Consider the following 18127-nt stretch of genomic DNA (forward strand, 5'->3'; position numbering starts at 1 on the left):
GCCGATTGTTACGGCGATAAATTATAACTGTAATGCAGGTGTCACGCCCGGTTAGCCGCTGGTTTACCCTCCCGCCCCTAACCCTCGCGGCCGATGGTTTCCCACCTCCGCCTCGACCCTGCCGTGATGGCCGATCACCTGACGATCGCGCAGGATGCGACGCTGACGGCGGTCGTCGACCGGTTTCGGCGGCACCACGACCTGCGGCTGCTGGTCGTGCTCGACGACCGGCGGCAACCCGTCGGGGTGCTGCGCGAGGTCGATGTCCGCGAACTGCTGTTCAATCCCTATGGCCACGCACTGCTGCGCAACCCCAGCTTCAGTAGCGGCACCGCCGGGCTGATCCGTCCCGCGACCATCGCCGATCACGACACGCCGCTGCCCGACCTGCTGGCGATGCATGGCGACAATGGCGTGGTGCTGGTGCAGCGGGGGGTGTTCTTCGCGCTACTCGACCCGGTGCAGCTGCTGCGCATGGCCAGCCGCTGGCACGGCGATGCATCGGCGCTGGCCGAGGCCCGGTCGCAGCGGGTCCACGCCGCCGCTAATACGTTCGAAGCCGGGATCAGTGCGCTGGCGGGCGATATCGCCACCGCCTGCACCGCAATCGACCGGGTTGCGAGCGAGCTGGACCAGCGTGCCACCGCGACCCATGGCAGCGCCGCGTCGGTCGCCGCCGCCGCGCACCAGACGGCGGTCGGCATGGTCGACCTCGAACAACGCGGCCGCGCGCTGGCACTGTCGATCGAACGCATCACCCGCGATGCGGACGAGGCGCTGCGCCTGCGCGAACAGGCGAGCGCGGTAGTCGAGCGCACCGGTACGCAGGTCCGCTCGCTCTCCGACGTCGCCACCACGATCGAGGAGATGCTGGCGCTGATCCGCGGGCTGGCGAAACAAACCAACCTGCTGGCGCTGAATGCAGGGATCGAGGCGGCGCGCGCCGGATCGGCGGGCACCGGCTTTGCGGTCGTCGCGGGCGAGGTGAAGATGCTGGCGCGCCAGACCGAGGCGGCGGCGGGCGATATCGCGCGCCGGGTCGATGCGGTGCACGCGCTGCTGGGCGATGTCGGGCAGGGGCAGAGCGCGGTGCAGAACGCCATCGCCGCGATCGGGCGGATCACCACGACGATCGGCACGGCGGTCGCCGCCGAGCGCACGACGACTCAGGCGATTGCCGATCGGGTCGAGGAGGCGCGCGGGGCAGGCGCCGATATCGACGCCCGTGTCGGGGCCATCGCCACGGCGGCGGACAGCATCGGCGACCGCGCAGGCATGCTTGCCCGGCTGGTCGACGGGCTGTCGGGCCTTAGCCGGCAGTTGCAGGGCCGGGCGAGCGAACTGGTATCGGCGGTGGCGTGAGGGGGGACTCCTCCCGTCCACTCCGTTTGCTCGTAGCTGCTCGAACCGAAGGGGGAGGGGAGGCCGACCACCAAACCCACCGTCACCCCGGACTTGATCCGGGGTCCCGCTTCTTCTCGACCGCCGGAAAGAAAGCGCGACCCCGGGTCAAGCCCGGGGTGACGCCCTGACGTCCGTCTCCCTCAACCCGCCTCGTGAAACTGCAGGTTCGCCAGCCGTGCGTACAACCCGCCCTGCACGATCAGTTCGGCATGGCGCCCGCTCTCGACGATCCGGCCCTGTTCCATCACGATGATCCGCGACGCCGCGCGCACCGTTGCCAGCCGGTGGGCGATGACCAGCGTGGTGCGGTTCGCCATCAGCCGGTCGAGCGCATCCTGCACCAGCCGCTCACTCTCCGCATCCAGCGCCGAGGTCGCTTCGTCCAGCAGCAGGATCGGGGCGTCGCGCAGCAGCGCGCGGGCGATCGCTACCCGCTGCCGCTGTCCACCCGACAACCGCGCACCGCCCTCGCCCAGATAGGTGTCCAGCCCCTGCGGCAATTCGCGCAGGAACGCGCTGGCATTGGCGGCATCGGCGGCAGCCCACAGCTGCTCGTCGGTCGCGTCCCAGCGGCCATAGCGCAGATTGTCGCGGGCCGACGCGGCGAAGATTACCGTTTCCTGCGGGACCATCGCGATACGTGCGCGCACCACCGCCGGATCGGCATCGCGAACATCGACGCCATCGACTGCGATATGCCCGGCTTCGGGGTCGTAGAAGCGCTGGATCAGCTGGAACAGGGTCGACTTGCCCGCACCCGACGGGCCGACGACCGCTACCGTTTCCCCCGGCGTCACAGCCAGCGTGAAGTCGCTGAGCGCGGCGACTTCGGGCCGGGTCGGATAATGGAAGGTCACGCCGTCGAACGCCACCGCGCCGCGCGCAGGGTCAGGCAACGCCACCGGGTTTGCCGGCGCGGCGATGGTCGGGCGCTGCGCCAACAGGTCGGCCAGCCGCCCGGCGGCACCCGATGCGCGCAGCAGGTCGCCATAGACTTCGGTCAGCGCGCCGAACGATCCGGTGACCAGCGCGGCGGTCAGCACGAACGCGGTGATCGCGCCGCCGGTCGTCCGCCCCGCCGCGACGTCGCTGACCGCATCCCACATGATGAGCGTGATCGCGGCGAACAACATGCCGATGACGAACGCGGTCATGATCGCGCGCGTCGCGAACCGCTTCTTGGCGGTGGCGAAGCCGCGATCGACGGCGGCTTCGAACCGGTCGCCCTCGCGCCCCTCCTGTCCGAATGCCTGCACGATCTTCATCGCGCCCAGCGTTTCCGACGCGACCGACCCGATATCGGCAATCCGGTCCTGGCTGGATCGCGACAATTTGCGCACCCGCCCGCCCAGCCACATGATCGGGAACACGATCACCGGGATGCCGACGATCAGGTAGAGTGTCAGCTTGGGTTGCAGGCTGAACAGATAGATCACCCCGCCGACCCCGACCAGCAGGTTGCGCAGCGCAACCGATACCGTGGTGCTGACGATCCCCTCGACGATCGCGGTGTCGGCGGTCAGGCGCGACGCGATTTCCGACGGGCGGTTCTCCTCGAACCAGCCGGGCGAAAGGGTCAGCAGGTTGCGATGCACCGCCATGCGCAGGTCAGCGACGGTGCGCTCGCCCAGCCATGACACGAAATAGAATCGCCCGGCGGTCGCGATCGCCAGCACGACGACGACGCCCAGCAGCCCTTCGAAATAGACCGCGATGCCATCGACGCTCGCCCCTTCGGCGAACCCGTTGTCGACGACCTTCTGAAAGGTGCGCGGAATCCACAATGTCGCGACCGCGGCGGTGACCAGCGATACCAGCGCGCCGATCAGTTGCAGCTTGTAGCGAAAGGTGAAGCGCCAGACGAGCCGGAGTGCCGGCAGCATCTTTGCGCGATCGGGGCCAGGGGCAGGAGCGGGGGGCGTGTCGGCCATGCGCGCTGCCTAGCCTGTGCGGCGAGCGACCGCAAAGGGAACCTCCGACCGCGTTCGTTGCTTGAACGTATCGAAGGACGCGAGGGTGTGTCCGCAGTTGCGCTTTCAGCGCACGGACAGGTTTGGCGTACGACGTTCGAAGCGTTGCCGATGGCAACGAATCGCTATATTTTCACTGGTACGGGTAGTTCCCGTCAGAGAAGGTCCGGGGATGCCCATGTTGTACGACGCATATGAATGGCAACGCTCGTTGTTGGCGGGTGCCAGCGCGATGGCGAATTTCGGGGCGGGGCTGTTGCAGAACCCCAGCAACCCGTTCGCCTATTTCGGCGGGGGTCCGGTGCTGGGATCGGCGTTGCAGGTCTTCGCCCACGCCGCCGCGCCGCGCGGCAAGCCGGGGTTCGGGCTGACCGGCACGACGATCAATGGCCAGCCGGTGGCGGTGCGCGAGGAAATCGTGCTGCGCCGCCCGTTCGGACAGCTCAAGCGCTTTGTCCGCGAAGGGGTGGAAAACGGCCCGAAGCTGCTGATCGTCGCGCCGATGAGCGGCCATTATGCGACGCTGTTGCGCGGCACGGTCGAACGGATGCTGCCCTTCGCCGATGTCTACATCACCGACTGGCGCGATGCGAAGCTGGTGCCGGTCGCGGATGGTCGCTTCGACCTCGACGACTATATCGATTATGTCGTCGCCTTCCTCGAAAAGATCGGTGAGACGGGCGACGCCCGCGCGCATGTGCTGGCGGTGTGCCAGCCCTCGGTCCCGGTCTATGCCGCGACCGCGCTGATGGGGGCGGACCAGCATCCCAACCGTCCGCGCACGCTGACCATGATGGGCGGGCCGATCGACACGCGCGAGGCACCGACCGCCGTCAACACGCTGGCGACGCAGCGTCCGCATGCGTGGTTTGAACAGAATGTCATCGCGACCGTGCCGATGACCTATCCGGGGGCGGGCCGCCGCGTCTATCCGGGCTTCCTGCAGCTCGCCGGGTTCATGAGCATGAATCTGGGCAGCCACATGATTTCGCATTACGAGATGTTCAAGCATCTGGTGCAGGGCGATGGCGAGGGTGCCGGATCGACCCAGCGCTTCTACGACGAATATCGCGCGGTGTGCGACATGACCGCCGAATTCTATCTCCAGACGATCGATCTGGTGTTCCAGACCCACGCGCTACCCGAAGGCACGATGAAGCATCGCGGTCGCGCGGTCGATCCGGGCGCGATCACTGACACCGCGATCCTGGCGATCGAGGGCGAGCGTGACGATATCTCGGGCGTGGGACAGACCCGCGCCGCGCTGACGCTGGCGACGGCGCTGCCCGATGCGATGAAGCAGTATCACATGGCGCCCGAAGTCGGCCATTACGGCATCTTCAACGGGTCGAAATGGCGGACCCGCATCGCGCCGGTGCTGGAGGAATGGATCGCCACCCACAACGGCTGATCGGCTGGCGACAACACGGAAAGGGCGGGGGCGCAAACCCCCGCCCTTGTTGCGTTCAGACGTCGACGACCGCGTGGCTGCCCGCTTCGTCGCTGCTGCGGATGGTCTGGCCGGTGAACATCTTCAGCTTGCCGAGCAGCGACTGATCGGTGTCCCACACCTCGGCATTGTCGAGGTCGAAGCGCAGCATCATCAGCGCCGGGTCCTGCCGGCCATGTTCGAACCATGCCTCGACCGGCTTCGACCAGTATTTGTCGATGATCGCCGGATCGGTTTCCTCGGTCAACGTGCCGCGGATGCAGGCGAACAGGTCATGGCCCTTGGCCACGAACTGCACCATCGCCGGGCCACCCGACGCGGCGCGATTGTCCCGCTTGGTATAGAACCAGAATTCGCTGTGCGCGTCCTCGTCCAGCACGGCGTACATCGGCTCGCTGTGCTGGTCCTTCCCGGTCAGGCCCAGCATCACGTACGGGCTGGCCGCCATCGCCTTCCACATGGCGTCGCGGATTTCGTCTGGGCTCTTGGTCGACATGGATATTCCTTCCTGGGCTATGCCCTGCCCCAACGACCCAGCGGCGTCAGGTTTCCCACCCCCAACGGACGCAAACCCCATTGCGAATCCCGGCAGTTCCCCCTAGTGCGTCCCTCCACCGCGCAAGCCGCGGTCGCTGGGGCGTCGCCAAGCGGTAAGGCACCGGTTTTTGGTACCGGCATTCGTAGGTTCGAATCCTGCCGCCCCAGCCAACTTTCCTCCAAGCAACTGATTCTGCATGGTTTTGCGGGCGGTACCGGAACGTTGGTGGGGTTTTGCTACAGAGCCCTGCTACAAAGCCGGAGCTTTGAGGCTATGGGAGGCATCCCGAATACGGTCAGGCGCGGTGGTGTGTACCACTTTCGTCGTGCCGTTCCGCTGACACTACGGGAGCGTCTGGGCCGCTCTGAGTTGACATGCAGCCTTCACACGCACGAAGCAGGCTTCGCGCGAACGCTGTCTCGCTGCCTCTATCTGCGGTCGGAGGAACTGTTCTGTGTCATGGAGTGTGATCCGATGCTGAGCGATGAGGACATCGCGGGGCTGGTGAAAGACTTCTACGCGGAAATCCTGCGCCAGGACGACAACCAGCGTCTCATGAGTGATGGCCCTGATGCTTTTCGCGAGCACCGAGCCGAACAGTACCGGCAGCTAGCCGAGCGCAGCAGGATCGACCTTGCGAGCAATGCTTTCGGCTCAGTGCGCCAGATAACCGCTGTCATGCTTGCTCGTCGCTTTGGGCAGGATGTCTCCGTTGAAAAGCTTAGCGCGCGAAGGGCTGGCCAGGCATTGTTGCGCGCAGGCATTGAGATCGCAGAAACACTGCGGGCGCGCTCAGAGGGCGACTTCAACTATGAACCACGGGACAAGCTGTTAATTGCGGCTTTGGCTGAGCGGCCTGCCGCTCATTCACATACAGCCCAACCACAACCCCAACCGTCATCAACCGTCGGTGAGCCGTTCTCTGTAGAAGCTGACCGTTTTCGCGAGACTCAATTGCGACGTGGTGTTTGGGAGAAGCAAACCGCACTCCAAGCCCGCAAAACATATGCATTGTTCTTAGAGTTTTTCGGCGACCGTCCTCTTGCAAGCTTCGCTCGCACTGACGCTGCAGCGTTCAAGAACTTGTTGAGTGATCTACCCGGAAACTACGGTAAGGCGGCTGAGTACCGTGGCAAAACCGCCGCGGAGATTGTAGCGGAAACCAGTGATCGTAGCGTGGAGCGTTTGTCGCCACGAACGATCCAGCGTCACTTTAATGCCCTAGCTGCCCTTTGGACGGCTGCACTTGAGCGGGGCGAAGTAGCAGTTAACATTTTCGCAGACTGGAAATTTCCTGGCAATAAGCGTGCTCGCGATCAGCGGGAACATTGGAGCCGCGAACAGCTTGCCGCTTTGCTTGCGACGCCTTTGTGGTCCGGTTGTCAATCGCCGCATCGGCGATCAAAACCGGGCGACCTTGTATTGCGCGACGAGAAGTTCTGGCTGCCTTTGATTGCCTTGTTGTCAGGAATGCGCCAGGAAGAGATTTGCCAATTGCGTTTGCAGGATGTCCGGCAGGAAGAGGGCGTTTGGGTCTTTGACCTAAATGCTAGAGATGGCCAGCAGCTCAAGAATGCTAACGCTGTGCGCCGCGTACCGATACATGTCCAACTGATCCAGATGGGCCTGCTGCATTATGTTGAAGAGCGTCGCAGCGCAAAAGACCAGATGCTGTTTCCGAACCTTCAGCCTGGCGGTGCGGACAACCGGCTGGGTCACAACTATTCCAAGTGGTTCACCCGCTATCGCCAAGAGGTGAAATTGTTTGTGCCGGGCCGAGATTTCCACTCATTTCGGCACAGCGCCACGACCTTCATGCGGCAAGCCGGCGTCGACGAGCCCACGATCGATGAAGTGACAGGGCATGCCACCGTTGGCGAAACCGCCCGATATACCAAGGGGCTAACGATCAGAAATCTAGAGCAAGCGATTAACAAGATAGACATTGGCGTGGACGTTTCCCACCTCTATGTGAAGGCGGTTTAACTAGGGTCAGGACCCATTAATGCGAGCGTGGCGATCTGATTCAGCTCCGTGAGGAGACCGTGGATGAGCGAGCTATACTGGCTGACGGATGAGCAGATGGCGCGTCTGGCAAGCCACGGGTTAATGATCGGCGGGTTCTGAGTGGGATTGTCTTCGTCAATCGCAACGGGCTGCGCTGGTGTGATGCGCCGAGGGACTATGGCCCGCACAAGACGCTCTACAATCGCTGGAAGCGGTGGGGCGAGCGAGGCGTCGTTCTGCGCATGTTGGAGGGTCTGGCGTCAGCGGAGGCCGTGCCAAAGACGGTTATGATCGACGCGACTTACCTGAAGGCACACCGCACGGCATCGAGCCTGCGAGTTAAAAAGGGGATCTTGGTCGCCTGATCGGCCGCACGAACGGCGGCATGAACACTGACGTGACCCCCGCCTTTCATCCAGCTGCGACCAGAGACCGACCGTTGTTGTCGCGCAGGAGCGCGGGTGAAGCAACGGTCAGGTTTAAACCCGACCGTTGCTTTTCGAGTTCTGCGGCGAAGGCGGCCGGTGTGGCGTAGCCGAGCGAGGAGTGTGGCCGCTCTGTGTTGTAGTCCTCGACCCAGCGGGCGAGGATCGTGCGCGCCTGGCGGACCGTAAAGAACAGCGTCTCATTGAGTAGCTCGTCGCGCATGCGACCGTTGAAGCTCTCGACGAACCCGTTCTGCGTCGGTTTGCCCGGAGCGATATAGTGCCACTCGACGTCGGCATCGCCCGACCACGCCAGCACCGCGTTTGAGGTCAACTCGGTGCCATTGTCGCTGACGATCATCTTGGGCGCGCCACGCTCGGCGATCAGGTCGCCCAGCTCGCGCACCACCCGCTTGCCCGAGATTGACGTGTCGAGCACCGCCCGCAAACACTCCCGGGTCACGTCGTCGACGATGTTGAGGATACGGAACCGCCGCCCCGTGGCCATCTGATCATGAACGAAGTCCAGGCTCCAGCGCTGGTTGGGTAGCGCCAGCACCGGCGCAGGTGCCCGCGCGCCGACGGCGCGCTTTCGTCCCTTCCGGCGACGGACTGTCAGACCTTCCTCGCGGTAAAGCCGCTGTGTCTTCTTGCGGTTGATCGTGATGCCCTCCCGCCGCAGCAGGATGTGCAACCGCCGATAGCCGAACCGTCGGCGCTGCTGCGCCAGCTCGCGCAGACGCGACCGAAGGTCGCCATCATCTGCCCGGCTTGAGCGATACCGCATGCTCGTGCGATCCGCCCCGACGACAGCACACGCCCGCCGCTCGCTCATCCCCAGCGCCGTCTGGAGATGCGCGACCGCTTCCCGCTTCGCGGCGGGCGTCACCATTTTTTTGCCAGCAGGTCCTTCAGACCTGCGTTGTCCAGCATCGTGTCCGCGAGCAGTCGCTTGAGCCGGGCGTTCTCCTCCTCGAGCGCCCGCAGCCGCTTCGCATCGGACACCTCCAAGCCGCCGAACTTGGCTTTCCAGGCGTAATAGGTCGCGCTCGACATCCCGTGCCGCCGGCACAGATCCGTCACCACCGCACCAGCCTCGGCCTCCTTCAGGATGCCGATGATCTGCTCTTCCGAAAACTGCTTCCGCTTCATCTGTCCGTCCCTTTCCGGGGTCGGACTCTAGCTCCAACTGGAGGAAAAAACGGGGGTCACGTCACGACGAACAGGTACAGTTTGCCTTCGGCGGTCTGCACCTCGGCGATATCGATATGAAAGAAGCCGATCGGGTAGCGCTTGAAGCGCTGACGCTTTGGCTTGCTCCCCTCAATATCCGGCAGGCGGGAGATGCCGTGCCGTTGCAGGCAGCGGTGCAGCGCTGACCGGGTCAGGTGCGGGATCGACGGCTGCAAGGTGTAGAGGCAATCGTCGAGCGGCAGCAGTGTGTGCCGTCGGAACGCCACAACCATTGCCTCCTCCGCTTCGGACAGGGTCGTTGAACGAGGGGCCTTCGGCCCGGTCTTCAGATCCTCGATGGTTGTCCTCTTGCGCCACTTCGCCACGGTCTTGGGGTTGATCCCCAGCTCCCGGCTCAGCGTCGCGAGCGAAGCTTGCGATCGCTGTATTGCTGCTCGGACGGCGTGCGTGGTCGTGGCGCTCCCGTGACGTACCTGTCCCATACGGCTTCCTTCCAATCCAACGAAAGGATCGCACCATCAAACCTTGGGATCAAACACCTAGCCGGGTTTTCCATTATAGCATCATATGTATCTATTGTTGCGGACCAGGTGAAACTCACTTCTCTGAAGTTGAGGTTTATCATGACCAGATCCCTGTATGGTGAGGTTACCGCCAAGATCATCGATGCTATTGAGGAAGGTGTCGGGACATGCGTCATGCCATGGCACAAGACGGCTTCGACCAGTGTCCCAGCGAACGGTATCAGTGGTCGCCCGTATCGTGGAATAAACATTCTGCTTCTTTGGCTCGCGGCAAGGCAGCGTGGCTTCGCTTCAGGGAGATGGGCGACGTATCGTCAATGGGCCGCGCAGGGCTTCCAGGTACGCCAGGGGGAGCGAGCCACGACCGTCCTGCTTTGGAAGCCAGCCGCGCAAACCACTGGCGACGACAGCGCTTCAACTGACGCGTCTGCGAGAGTGTTAGCCCGGTCGTTTTGGGTGTTTAACATCGCACAAACGAACGCTGACCCGCTCATCCATGAGGAGTTATCTGACTGCGAGCGCATAGCGGCGGCAGAGCAGTTTTTCGCGGCCCAGCCCGCGCGAATTTGGGATGGCAGTGACGTCGCCTTTTACGACCCGCAGGATGATAGCATCTCCATGCCGTCGTTCGGACGGTTCGTTTCCGCGAAAGCGTATTACTCGGTACTGGCACACGAACTGACGCATTGGGCCGGCGCGGAGCCGCGCCTGAACCGCGATCTTTCGGGACGCTTCGGATCGGCGGCCTATGCGATGGAGGAGCTTGTCGCCGAGCTGGGCGCGGCGTTTATAGGCGCCAAGTTAGGTCTCCCATCGGAGCCTAGAACCGATCATGCGCCCTACATTGCGTCATGGCTTCGGGTTCTTCGCGCAGACCCACGTGCGATCTTCACAGCGGCAGGCAAAGCGCAAGAGGCTGCCGATTATCTAATTCAGCTGGGCGGTCTGGCGCACGGATCTGGGGAGCGGCCGCTGCCTGTCGTTACTTCTTACGGGGCGGCAGTATGATTAGCCCTAGGAGTGTGCGGTTATCGAAGTCAAAGATTGCCGCCTTTGAACATTGTCCTCGCCGATTGTGGCTCCAGATCCACCGCAGAGAAGCTGGAAAATTAAGCTCCGATACCCTCGAGCGGTTTCGGTTTGGGCACGAGGTAGGCCGGCAAGCGACCGCGGTCATACCGGACGGGGTGATGGTGTCCGGGGAGCCGGATATGCAGGCGGCTATTGAGCGGACTGCTAAGCTAATGCGGCGACAACCGCGCCAAGCCATTTTCGAGGCAACGTTCGAGTACGAGGGGGTTCTTGTCCGGGTCGACATTCTCGAACCGGGGGAAGGCGCTTACTGGCGCGCGATCGAGGTCAAGGCGACGCGACGGGTAAAGTCCTATCACCTTGCGGACCTGGCAACGCAGTTATGGGTCATGCAGGGCTGTGGAGTGCAGATTTCCAAAGCGATCATTCGCCACCTTGCCCAATCTGTACGACTGGCATCATTTTGCGGTCAGCAGGTCCAGTTTGTCGATGCCGACGTAAGTCGCATCATAAAAAGGTATGTGAGGACGCGTAGCGCTGTCGCCGCTGCGGCCCGTCAAGCCGTTGAAGGTGCTGAGGTAGTAACGAGTACGGGGTCGCAATGCCAAAAGCCATTTGCCTGCGAATTTATGGGGTATTGCGACGCTTTGGAGAAGCTTCCGCTACTGAAGGGTGTCCTACCAATATAGCCTGCTGAGGCGTGTTGATTGATTACGGCCATACTGTAGCAATCACGCCGCGAAGTGGGATTGTGTACCTAGCCAATACCAATATGATATGGACATACGTTGACCTCTTTGGATGAGCCGGTGATGGTACGACATCGTTACTTCAGGCAAGTGAACGCACGAGTTGACGAGCATAATTCTGTGTTAATGGGCGATCTTGTCGAGAGTGAAATCTCAAGAATGAAAAGTCTTGAAATAACACCTTACGTAAAAAATTTCTATACAGTTCACTATGACAATGAGCCATATGGGTGGGACGAGCTACTCAGCTATAAGGTTAATCGGTCGCTGTTGAGGCATCTGGCGGACGGATCTCTCAAATCGTACGCAGTATCGAGCGATGGTAGGGAAGTGCGGTCGATCGCAAAGAAATTCTGGGTGAACGACGACGGGAGCCTAAATTACACCGCTGTTGGTAACTATATTTCGAGCTTCTCGGTTGGATCGAAGTTCGGGGCCCGCATTCCTCAAATTTTACTTGGAGCGCCTACCGGATTGCCCGACGGATTTCCGATCCTTGTGTCGGCTGCAAAAGCAGGAACAGCAGAAAACGGCAATGACCGATCTATAGAGCTGCCTGATCCACTGGAGGAAGAGGAGGCGTCGAATGACACTGATACTAGCTTAGTCGCGGAAGAAAATCTCAGTGATGAGGTTGGCCGTTCAAATCGTGAGAATGAAAACCGCCTAGCGGATGAGGTTAATTCGTGGTCCGTAGTGGTGGCCCAGGATGTGGGTTTTCCAATCAACGGGCGTTTGAAACTCGATGCGTTTTGCGATGCGCATGATGACCAGAACCACATGAGCGAGTCTAGAGCACAGGAAGGAGCGGAGCACGTTGACCTCTCCGTAGCTCGACGAGTTACTCCCTATAGTATTCGTATTTTGAACGGAGAACTGGAACGGTGGGCACGGCCAGAGGCGTTAACGGTAGAGGATTTAAAATTAAGCATCGCTCAATTGCAACGGTTTTATGATGAACTGCCGCGTGAGTGGCAAAAGGAAATGAGCAACGATGCGTTGCTCGAAGTGTCGAAAGGGTCTAACGTGACGGTCCGTCAGATCCGCCAGCTGGTGCGGCAGCATCGACCGCGGCGCGGCCGAAAGCCGGGAACAAGTAGGGACAAATAACGCCCTTCCTGTCGGAATTTCACTGATCCACCCTTCCTCGGTCGACAACGTCGCGGCTGAGGAAATTGACAGATGAACATACCCCGCATGCCGTCCGAGTGGACGCGTAACGTTGCTCGCCTTCCGCTATCCAAACACCTTGATCACGGCAGTCGTCCATCGAGTAAACCCCCTGAACAAGTGCATTGGTCGGGCGCGGGGGGCAGCCATATGGCGAACGACCGTAGCCTTCCGGATCTTGGTCGTGATGTTCGATCGGCGGAAGAAGGCCATCACAAAGTCGGGCTCCCTTTAGCGAAGCCCTGCGACGTTTCGCGGGAAGCGAATCTCGATCCTGCGGATAGCGATCGCCCCTCCCTCGGAAAGATCCAAAGCTCGCCTCCAGCAATCGACGCAAACACGTTGAGGATAAGAAGGCTGAAATACACTTTCTATCCGCATGACCGTAATTTCGGCTTGCGATCAGACGAGTTGAAGCTTCGACGTTCGACAGCTTTTCGGCAAAATAATCATTTAGAAACAATAGTTTGTGACGCATCAGGCAGAATGGGCGCGTTCGAGACCCCGGCAAAATGGCCGATGTCGAATGGCGATGCACTCTGCAGCGTTCGGAAGTCCGATGTGACACGCGTAGGCGGTGACAACTCCGGTGAGTTTGCAACCGTCCGGCTTAGCCACAACTAAGGGGCGGATCATGAACCCCTTTCCATCCGAAAGGTCTATATCGGGCGATGCGTTACCCGTCGCCTTATGGCAGCCGCTCACGGCCGACAGTTTCATCGGGCAGGACGAAGCGCTTAGGCAGGTCCAGAAAGCCGCTGCGAATGCGCAACGTCCTCATTTCATATTCGTCGGTGAATCAGGAATTGGGAAAACGACCCTAGCGCGCTACGCCGCCAAGCTTCTCGGTTGCACGGCTATGATTGACTCCGTGCCATGCAATGCATGCGCAATCTGTCGGGCGATCGACACTCGAGGCTATCACCGCGCGTATCACGAACGAAATGCGGCTGGACGAGACGGATCAAAGGAGGAGGTGAACGAGCTTTTGGAGAACGACATTCGTTCTCTTCCGCCGGGATACCGTAAGCACATTGTCTTCTACGACGAGAGTCAGCAGCTATCGACGTACGCGCAGGATGCCCTCCTAAAGGTGCTGGAGGATGAAACGAAGCATGTCGTTTTCATATTTGCTCTAACGAACGCAAACCATCTTACCGAAGCATTCCAAGCGCGGTGTCGCGTGATCCGCCTTCGAGCGCCGACGGCTCTGGAACGGCTTTCATATCTTCACCGTATTTGTCTTCAGGAAAGCATAAGTGCCGATGAAGACGCTTTGAATCTTGTCGCGGAGCAAGCGAGGAATTTCCGGCGAGCATCTACGTGGCTGCGCCAGCTCCGGGACGTTGCCGGTGAAGCGGGTAGGGTAACTGCTGAACTGACACGTCGAACCTTGTTCGAAAGCCAATCAGGTGGTGTGGTAAAATTTTTGATTGCAGCTTTTGACGCTGACTTGCCTGCCGTACTCGATGCTGGTTGCGCTTCTGATGGTAAGGGACCGCTGAGCTTCAAGTCCGTCCAACGTGTTCTCCTGCATCTAAAGAAGTTCGTAATTGGCCCAAAAATTGTGCCGGCCGCACGCCTCGACGCATTGCTATATGATGCAGCGGAACTCAAAGCACTTGAGGGGAGGGTAGAACGGCACGCGCGAATTGTTGGAAAGCCCGCGGGCGAGTACCTTGATGATTTGTTGGAACACTGGATCAACGTTCCTCCGGAAACGAACGAAGCGTTCCAGGCGTTTGCCATTAAGTTCGTCGATGTGTGTGCTGCAGCGGCCGCCTCGCAGGACTCGGTTGCTGCAATTTCAGCAGTGCCTCGATCCGATGAACAGTATCGTTCGAAGGGTGCGTTCCGGGCGCGGGTGCGCTCACCGGGTGTTTCTGGCTCGCAGGATGCGGATCGTCTGTTCCTCACAACGGCTCAAGCACGCGAGGCGTATGAAGCAGCGACCTTCCTGACGCAAGTTTACGGAGTCACGTTCAACGCAACCTTCACGATCGATTTTGGCAAGGTACGCAACGGCCAGGAAAAGGTCGCTGCGTGGTTGCTCACAAGCGTTGGGCGTGAGCTAGGGCAGCGCTTGAGAGCTTGGGGGGCGGCGGCAAGCGGCTCGACCGGCGTGCATCGACTGACCCTGCTTGACCGCGCAACGGATCAGTCGGTCATAGGTACTATGATCTTCCATTCTCCAGCTTCCCACGAATTGGAGGCGAGAGATTGGCTTGCGAAGTGGCTTCAACGAGCAGTTCGAGAACGCGGCCTGCCCCCACAGGATGCACTGATTGATATCCGGGTAGCGACCGATCCCAGGAATGCGATTGATCGACAGTGGCGGCTGTTACGGCGCCATATTTGGAGCAGCATAAATCCAAAAGCCTATGTCCAACAGGCTGCACTGATTGACCGCTTAGGCGTCCTCGAACGCGATCGGCGCATGCTTGGCCAAATCATGGGGCCCCGCCTGCATAAGTCTAATAGCATTGGACCGAAGGTACGGGACGAGATGACCTTGGCGGGGATGGGGCATGTGTCGGCATGGCGAAGCAACCGATGGGATCAGCTTGCGAGCGGATGGGAACTGCGTGAACATCGCCAGCGGGCCATTGTCCAGGATGCGCGCGAAGACCTGCAAGCTATATTGAACGAACGCCGCTCCTTGACCCGCGACCCTCTCACCCTTGCAATCATTGATCACCTTGAGGGTAAACAACATGCACGTTGTTTGGTCGATCCGATTGAACGGCCGAAGGCTGGATCATTGTGGCCTGCTGCTGAAATCTAAACAGAAAGGAGGTCAGGAATATGGTCATCCGTATAAATGAGCGCACTAGTATCGCTCGCCGGAGTGATGGTTCATATGAACTACCAGATGAGAGTCAGTGTGCTCTCGGCATGCGAAGTCTAACGGAGTTTTTCGAAAATTATCGAGCAACGGTTTCTTTGATCAGGGAAGAGGCTGCTGGACTCCATGGCGGTCTCAACCGGATGCTATCAAAGAAACTGGGATACGCCAATGAGTTTCTTCCCGGAATAGTTTTCAGTATCCCGATGAATGTAATTCATGATATGATAGCGAGTATACATCTTCCAAACCGCGATAGTTTTGTTCTAAGTCGCCTACGCGGTAAGCTTGAAGAAGGGTTGGACGAGCGTGGTAGGCGTGTTGATCAGCGCCGCAGGGAAAAGCTGCAATGGTGTCGGGTCACTCTAACGTCAGACCTACTTACGGTGTGTAACCGCGTTGACGGTATCGAATGCGAAGTATTTGCTCCCGTATCCGTCGATGGGATTCCGGCAGAAGCGAAGCCGGTGGCCTTCGAGGTTCCGTTTTACGTCCTGGATATGCTGTTTGACCGTACTCGCGGTGTGCCGCGACTGGTGGGGTGGGGGCAGGAAGTGCAGCCTGATCGCCCAATATATTTTCACTATAACGCTTCAAGATCACTGATCGAGATCGTGTATGACAACGCCAAGCTGCGTCTCGATGTTCGTCCCCTGGAAGTAGCTGAGCGTTCGCTAACATCGCTTGCGGCGAATGGGCCGACCCAGATGTTGGATTGCCCGGTGTTGGCTGTCGCGCTGCAGTGGCTGCATTCGCTGGAGCTGAGCGCTGCAAGCGTCGTTCTGAAGAACGGAATGCTTGCTGCAAATGTCGAGGCTGGATTGGCGATGTCCGAAGACGAGCGTCTTACTGCACATGACATTGTCATCGGCGATGCGCTTGTTAAGCCTCTTGGTCATACCCTTATACGAATGGGCGGTAATGCCGAGATTTCCCTGCATGATCATCATTATTTCTTGCGGAATGGTGTTGCGACGCTGAGCTTCGCTAAAGAGTCCCCGGATATGATCGACCCTGCCGAATTAGTGCAGGCGATCCGGAAAAATGGCTTTTGCTTTGCGGCGAAGAGTGATGAGTTGCTTCCCAGCGTCGGCTTTATGCAAGCTCTCGAAGGAGGGGACGTTCACCTTGAAGTTCTCCGAGGCTCTCACCCCCATCTGCGAATGATTTGCCAGGGTGAGCACGAGGGTGAGCTTTTCGAGGGTGTAACCTATGTTCCAATCGAGATAAATTCAAACAATACTGATACTGATACTGATACTGGTGCGCTATGCTTTGCAGTAACGCCGTGCGACTGGAAAAAACTAATTGGGTTAGCTGAAAATAAACGCGTTGAGGTTTTGGTTTCAGCCGAACGCGATATGGTAATGATCCGCTACTCGAATGGGGAGAATCGTATCATTGGCATTTTTCGTTGCCGCAAAATGGCAAGTGCAACTAGAGAAATGGACAAGGTTATTGTTATAGAAGGTGATTCTGCGATTGAGGATGTTGCAAAATCGGGAGATGATGTCGTTGAGATGATAGTCAGCAGTATGGCAGACGGTTAATATTGCTGAGTAATACGCAAAATGGCCACAGGCGGTATAGAAAAAGCTTTGCCGTTTTGATCAATGATTGTTCCGTTCGTTGCTATCCGGGCTACGGTCAAGGTATATTTATTTTTTTGAATGATCTCTGCTTTGATTATCTCGGCATGTGGCCCAGCGTGAAGTGACGATTCAACTGGGAGAGTGGTGATGGCGGCACAACTGTATGTCTTGGAGGGAAGCATGCAGTTGGACGTCGTAGGAATGCGGGCAATCGGCCTGAAAAAAGACCATCCAATCAACATGAATGTTAATTGCCGGATGTTGCCGGAGGGCACCTACGCGTTGGCATTGGAAGCAATTAGATCCAATACGCTCTTATGTCATACTGATCTTGGCCGAGGCTGCTGGGTCTCTCGCGCACAGCTTGCTACAACGTTGGGGTTTGGGCGACGATTATATGATCCAGGTGCCGAATTTTCCGTGCCAGCTGATGCAGTGCTGCCCATTCCCTATCTCGATACGCCGATAACGCCTGAGATTGCGAGAGCGTCCCGTATTCAGGCGAGTGCTTTGGCTTCTGCTCGGGCGATGGCGCAGTTTCACGCCGACCTGCGGTCACTGATGCCCCCTCCGCAGTTCGATATGCATGTAAGGCATGCTGCCGCTTGCGTCAGTCCGTTGCAGTCGCTGATCGTACAGAATGGTGTGGTCGCGCACGCTAGTCATTGCGGGTGGTGGGTTTCGCGCGCGACAGTTGAGCCCTTGTTGCCGTCAAGCGCCTCTTTAGATGATCCTGGTAGTGATTGGTTCGTATCGCCGCATGATTATATCGATCATGCTGAAGTGCATCGGCTGGCCAATATGCACCGGCGTTGCTGGCCAGAAGTTTACTTAGGCGACGCTGGCCAATTTTAGCCGCAAAAAGGTAATTCTAGGGCATTAGCTAAATTTGAAGCGGGGAGGGGAGTGAAACGCTGGGGGATGTGCGTCAATATGACCTGTCAACGACCTGCATCGAGTTGCTATATGTGCCTAACCCCCTCCCCCTTCCCCTCCCTCTCTGCCTACCCCTATACCTCTCCCTACACACCCCCTACCTACTACCTTTACTATATCAATATAGCAATACATATTCTATTATATGTCTCTTAGGAAGCTCGCCCGAATGTGTAATCGGGATGTTCTATATAAGACTGTGTAATATCGGTTACAGCAGCGCCCTTAGTTTGCTGCCGCAGCCTACATTCCGATCCGTGGGCGAGGGCAGGCGTTTGCGCATTGCCCTAA

12 protein-coding genes, 1 tRNA gene and 3 pseudogenes are annotated in these 18127 nt (G+C 59.3%); 12 read left to right on the top strand and 4 right to left on the bottom strand.

Annotated elements, in window-relative coordinates; all coding sequences use genetic code 11:
* The first annotated feature begins 93 nt into the window (after window positions 1-93).
* A complete protein-coding gene (locus ASE58_RS05960; RefSeq protein WP_156347625.1) occupies window positions 94-1362 on the top strand; it encodes a methyl-accepting chemotaxis protein in 1269 nt (422 codons plus the stop codon).
* Between the two features lie 182 nt (window positions 1363-1544).
* Here the strand turns inward: ASE58_RS05960 and ASE58_RS05965 are convergent, their stop codons facing one another.
* Window positions 1545-3335, bottom strand: coding sequence for an ABC transporter transmembrane domain-containing protein (locus ASE58_RS05965; RefSeq protein ID WP_055818736.1), 1791 nt, complete (start codon window positions 3333-3335; stop codon window positions 1545-1547).
* Window positions 3336-3552: 217 nt separating this feature from the next.
* On the opposite strand from ASE58_RS05965, the gene ASE58_RS05970 reads away from it, so the two are divergent.
* Complete coding sequence (locus ASE58_RS05970; RefSeq protein WP_055818739.1) at window positions 3553-4785, top strand: polyhydroxyalkanoate depolymerase; 1233 nt, start codon at window positions 3553-3555, stop codon at window positions 4783-4785.
* A gap of 55 nt (window positions 4786-4840) precedes the next feature.
* On the opposite strand, the gene ASE58_RS05975 is transcribed toward ASE58_RS05970, so the two are convergent.
* Window positions 4841-5320, bottom strand: a complete 480-nt coding sequence (locus tag ASE58_RS05975; protein ID WP_055818742.1) for a pyridoxamine 5'-phosphate oxidase family protein — start codon at window positions 5318-5320, stop codon at window positions 4841-4843.
* A 137-nt stretch (window positions 5321-5457) separates the two neighbouring features.
* On the opposite strand from ASE58_RS05975, the gene ASE58_RS05980 reads away from it, so the two are divergent.
* The 4 genes and pseudogenes from ASE58_RS05980 to ASE58_RS05995 form a co-directional block, all read left to right on the top strand.
* Window positions 5458-5532: transfer RNA gene (locus tag ASE58_RS05980), tRNA-Gln, on the top strand.
* A 103-nt stretch (window positions 5533-5635) separates the two neighbouring features.
* Window positions 5636-5803 (top strand): annotated as a pseudogene (locus ASE58_RS18550) (DUF6538 domain-containing protein); the annotation flags it as partial.
* 33 nt (window positions 5804-5836) lie between these two features.
* Entirely contained in the window at window positions 5837-7348 is a 1512-nt protein-coding gene (locus tag ASE58_RS17455; RefSeq protein WP_162233506.1) for a site-specific integrase, read from the top strand.
* Between the two features lie 63 nt (window positions 7349-7411).
* A pseudogene (locus tag ASE58_RS05995) lies at window positions 7412-7763 on the top strand (transposase); the annotation flags it as partial.
* A gap of 17 nt (window positions 7764-7780) precedes the next feature.
* Here ASE58_RS05995 and ASE58_RS06000 read toward each other — a convergent pair.
* Together ASE58_RS06000 and ASE58_RS06010 are read right to left on the bottom strand one after the other, a co-directional pair.
* A protein-coding gene (locus ASE58_RS06000) for an IS3 family transposase (protein ID WP_156347626.1) occupies window positions 7781-8946 on the bottom strand; the annotation gives its coding sequence in 2 pieces (ribosomal slippage) (window positions 7781-8694 and window positions 8694-8946; 1167 coding nt in all).
* A 65-nt stretch (window positions 8947-9011) separates the two neighbouring features.
* A pseudogene (locus ASE58_RS06010) lies at window positions 9012-9470 on the bottom strand (IS481 family transposase); the annotation flags it as partial.
* Window positions 9471-9611: 141 nt separating this feature from the next.
* Here ASE58_RS06010 and ASE58_RS06015 point away from each other — a divergent pair.
* The 6 genes from ASE58_RS06015 (at window position 9612) to ASE58_RS17840 (ending at window position 17755) form a co-directional block, all read left to right on the top strand.
* The gene (locus ASE58_RS06015) at window positions 9612-10520 is read left to right on the top strand and encodes an ArdC family protein (protein WP_055819557.1); all 909 of its coding nucleotides are present in this window, start codon (window positions 9612-9614) and stop codon (window positions 10518-10520) included.
* An 812-nt stretch (window positions 10521-11332) separates the two neighbouring features.
* On the top strand, window positions 11333-12403 hold the full coding sequence (locus tag ASE58_RS17825) for a hypothetical protein (protein WP_156347628.1): 1071 nt from the start codon (window positions 11333-11335) through the stop codon (window positions 12401-12403).
* 210 nt (window positions 12404-12613) lie between these two features.
* Complete coding sequence (locus tag ASE58_RS17830) at window positions 12614-13087, top strand: hypothetical protein (RefSeq protein WP_156347629.1); 474 nt, start codon at window positions 12614-12616, stop codon at window positions 13085-13087.
* A 10-nt stretch (window positions 13088-13097) separates the two neighbouring features.
* Window positions 13098-15248 (top strand): AAA family ATPase, encoded by a 2151-nt coding sequence (locus ASE58_RS17460; protein WP_082467697.1) that lies wholly within the window; start codon window positions 13098-13100, stop codon window positions 15246-15248.
* 20 nt (window positions 15249-15268) lie between these two features.
* A complete protein-coding gene (locus tag ASE58_RS17835) occupies window positions 15269-16858 on the top strand; it encodes a hypothetical protein (protein WP_156347630.1) in 1590 nt (529 codons plus the stop codon).
* A gap of 189 nt (window positions 16859-17047) precedes the next feature.
* On the top strand, window positions 17048-17755 hold the full coding sequence (locus ASE58_RS17840; RefSeq protein ID WP_156347631.1) for a hypothetical protein: 708 nt from the start codon (window positions 17048-17050) through the stop codon (window positions 17753-17755).
* Window positions 17756-18127: the final 372 nt, after the last annotated feature.

Origin of the sequence: Sphingomonas sp. Leaf9 (genome assembly GCF_001421355.1) — a bacterium.
Taxonomy (GTDB): domain Bacteria; phylum Pseudomonadota; class Alphaproteobacteria; order Sphingomonadales; family Sphingomonadaceae; genus Sphingomonas.

What these genes read in the sequence shown, in the direction of transcription:
- ASE58_RS17455 (WP_162233506.1), top strand. Translation starts at nt 5,837, where the DNA reads ATGCTGAGCGATGAGGACATCGCGGGGCTGGTGAAAGACTTCTACGCG.
- ASE58_RS05975 (WP_055818742.1), bottom strand. Translation starts at nt 5,320, where the DNA reads ATGTCGACCAAGAGCCCAGACGAAATCCGCGACGCCATGTGGAAGGCG.
- ASE58_RS17830 (WP_156347629.1), top strand. Translation starts at nt 12,614, where the DNA reads ATGGCGAACGACCGTAGCCTTCCGGATCTTGGTCGTGATGTTCGATCG.
- ASE58_RS17835 (WP_156347630.1), top strand. Translation starts at nt 15,269, where the DNA reads ATGGTCATCCGTATAAATGAGCGCACTAGTATCGCTCGCCGGAGTGAT.
- ASE58_RS05965 (WP_055818736.1), bottom strand. Translation starts at nt 3,335, where the DNA reads ATGGCCGACACGCCCCCCGCTCCTGCCCCTGGCCCCGATCGCGCAAAG.
- ASE58_RS05970 (WP_055818739.1), top strand. Translation starts at nt 3,553, where the DNA reads ATGTTGTACGACGCATATGAATGGCAACGCTCGTTGTTGGCGGGTGCC.
- ASE58_RS05960 (WP_156347625.1), top strand. Translation starts at nt 94, where the DNA reads ATGGTTTCCCACCTCCGCCTCGACCCTGCCGTGATGGCCGATCACCTG.
- ASE58_RS06015 (WP_055819557.1), top strand. Translation starts at nt 9,612, where the DNA reads ATGACCAGATCCCTGTATGGTGAGGTTACCGCCAAGATCATCGATGCT.
- ASE58_RS17840 (WP_156347631.1), top strand. Translation starts at nt 17,048, where the DNA reads ATGGCGGCACAACTGTATGTCTTGGAGGGAAGCATGCAGTTGGACGTC.
- ASE58_RS17460 (WP_082467697.1), top strand. Translation starts at nt 13,098, where the DNA reads ATGAACCCCTTTCCATCCGAAAGGTCTATATCGGGCGATGCGTTACCC.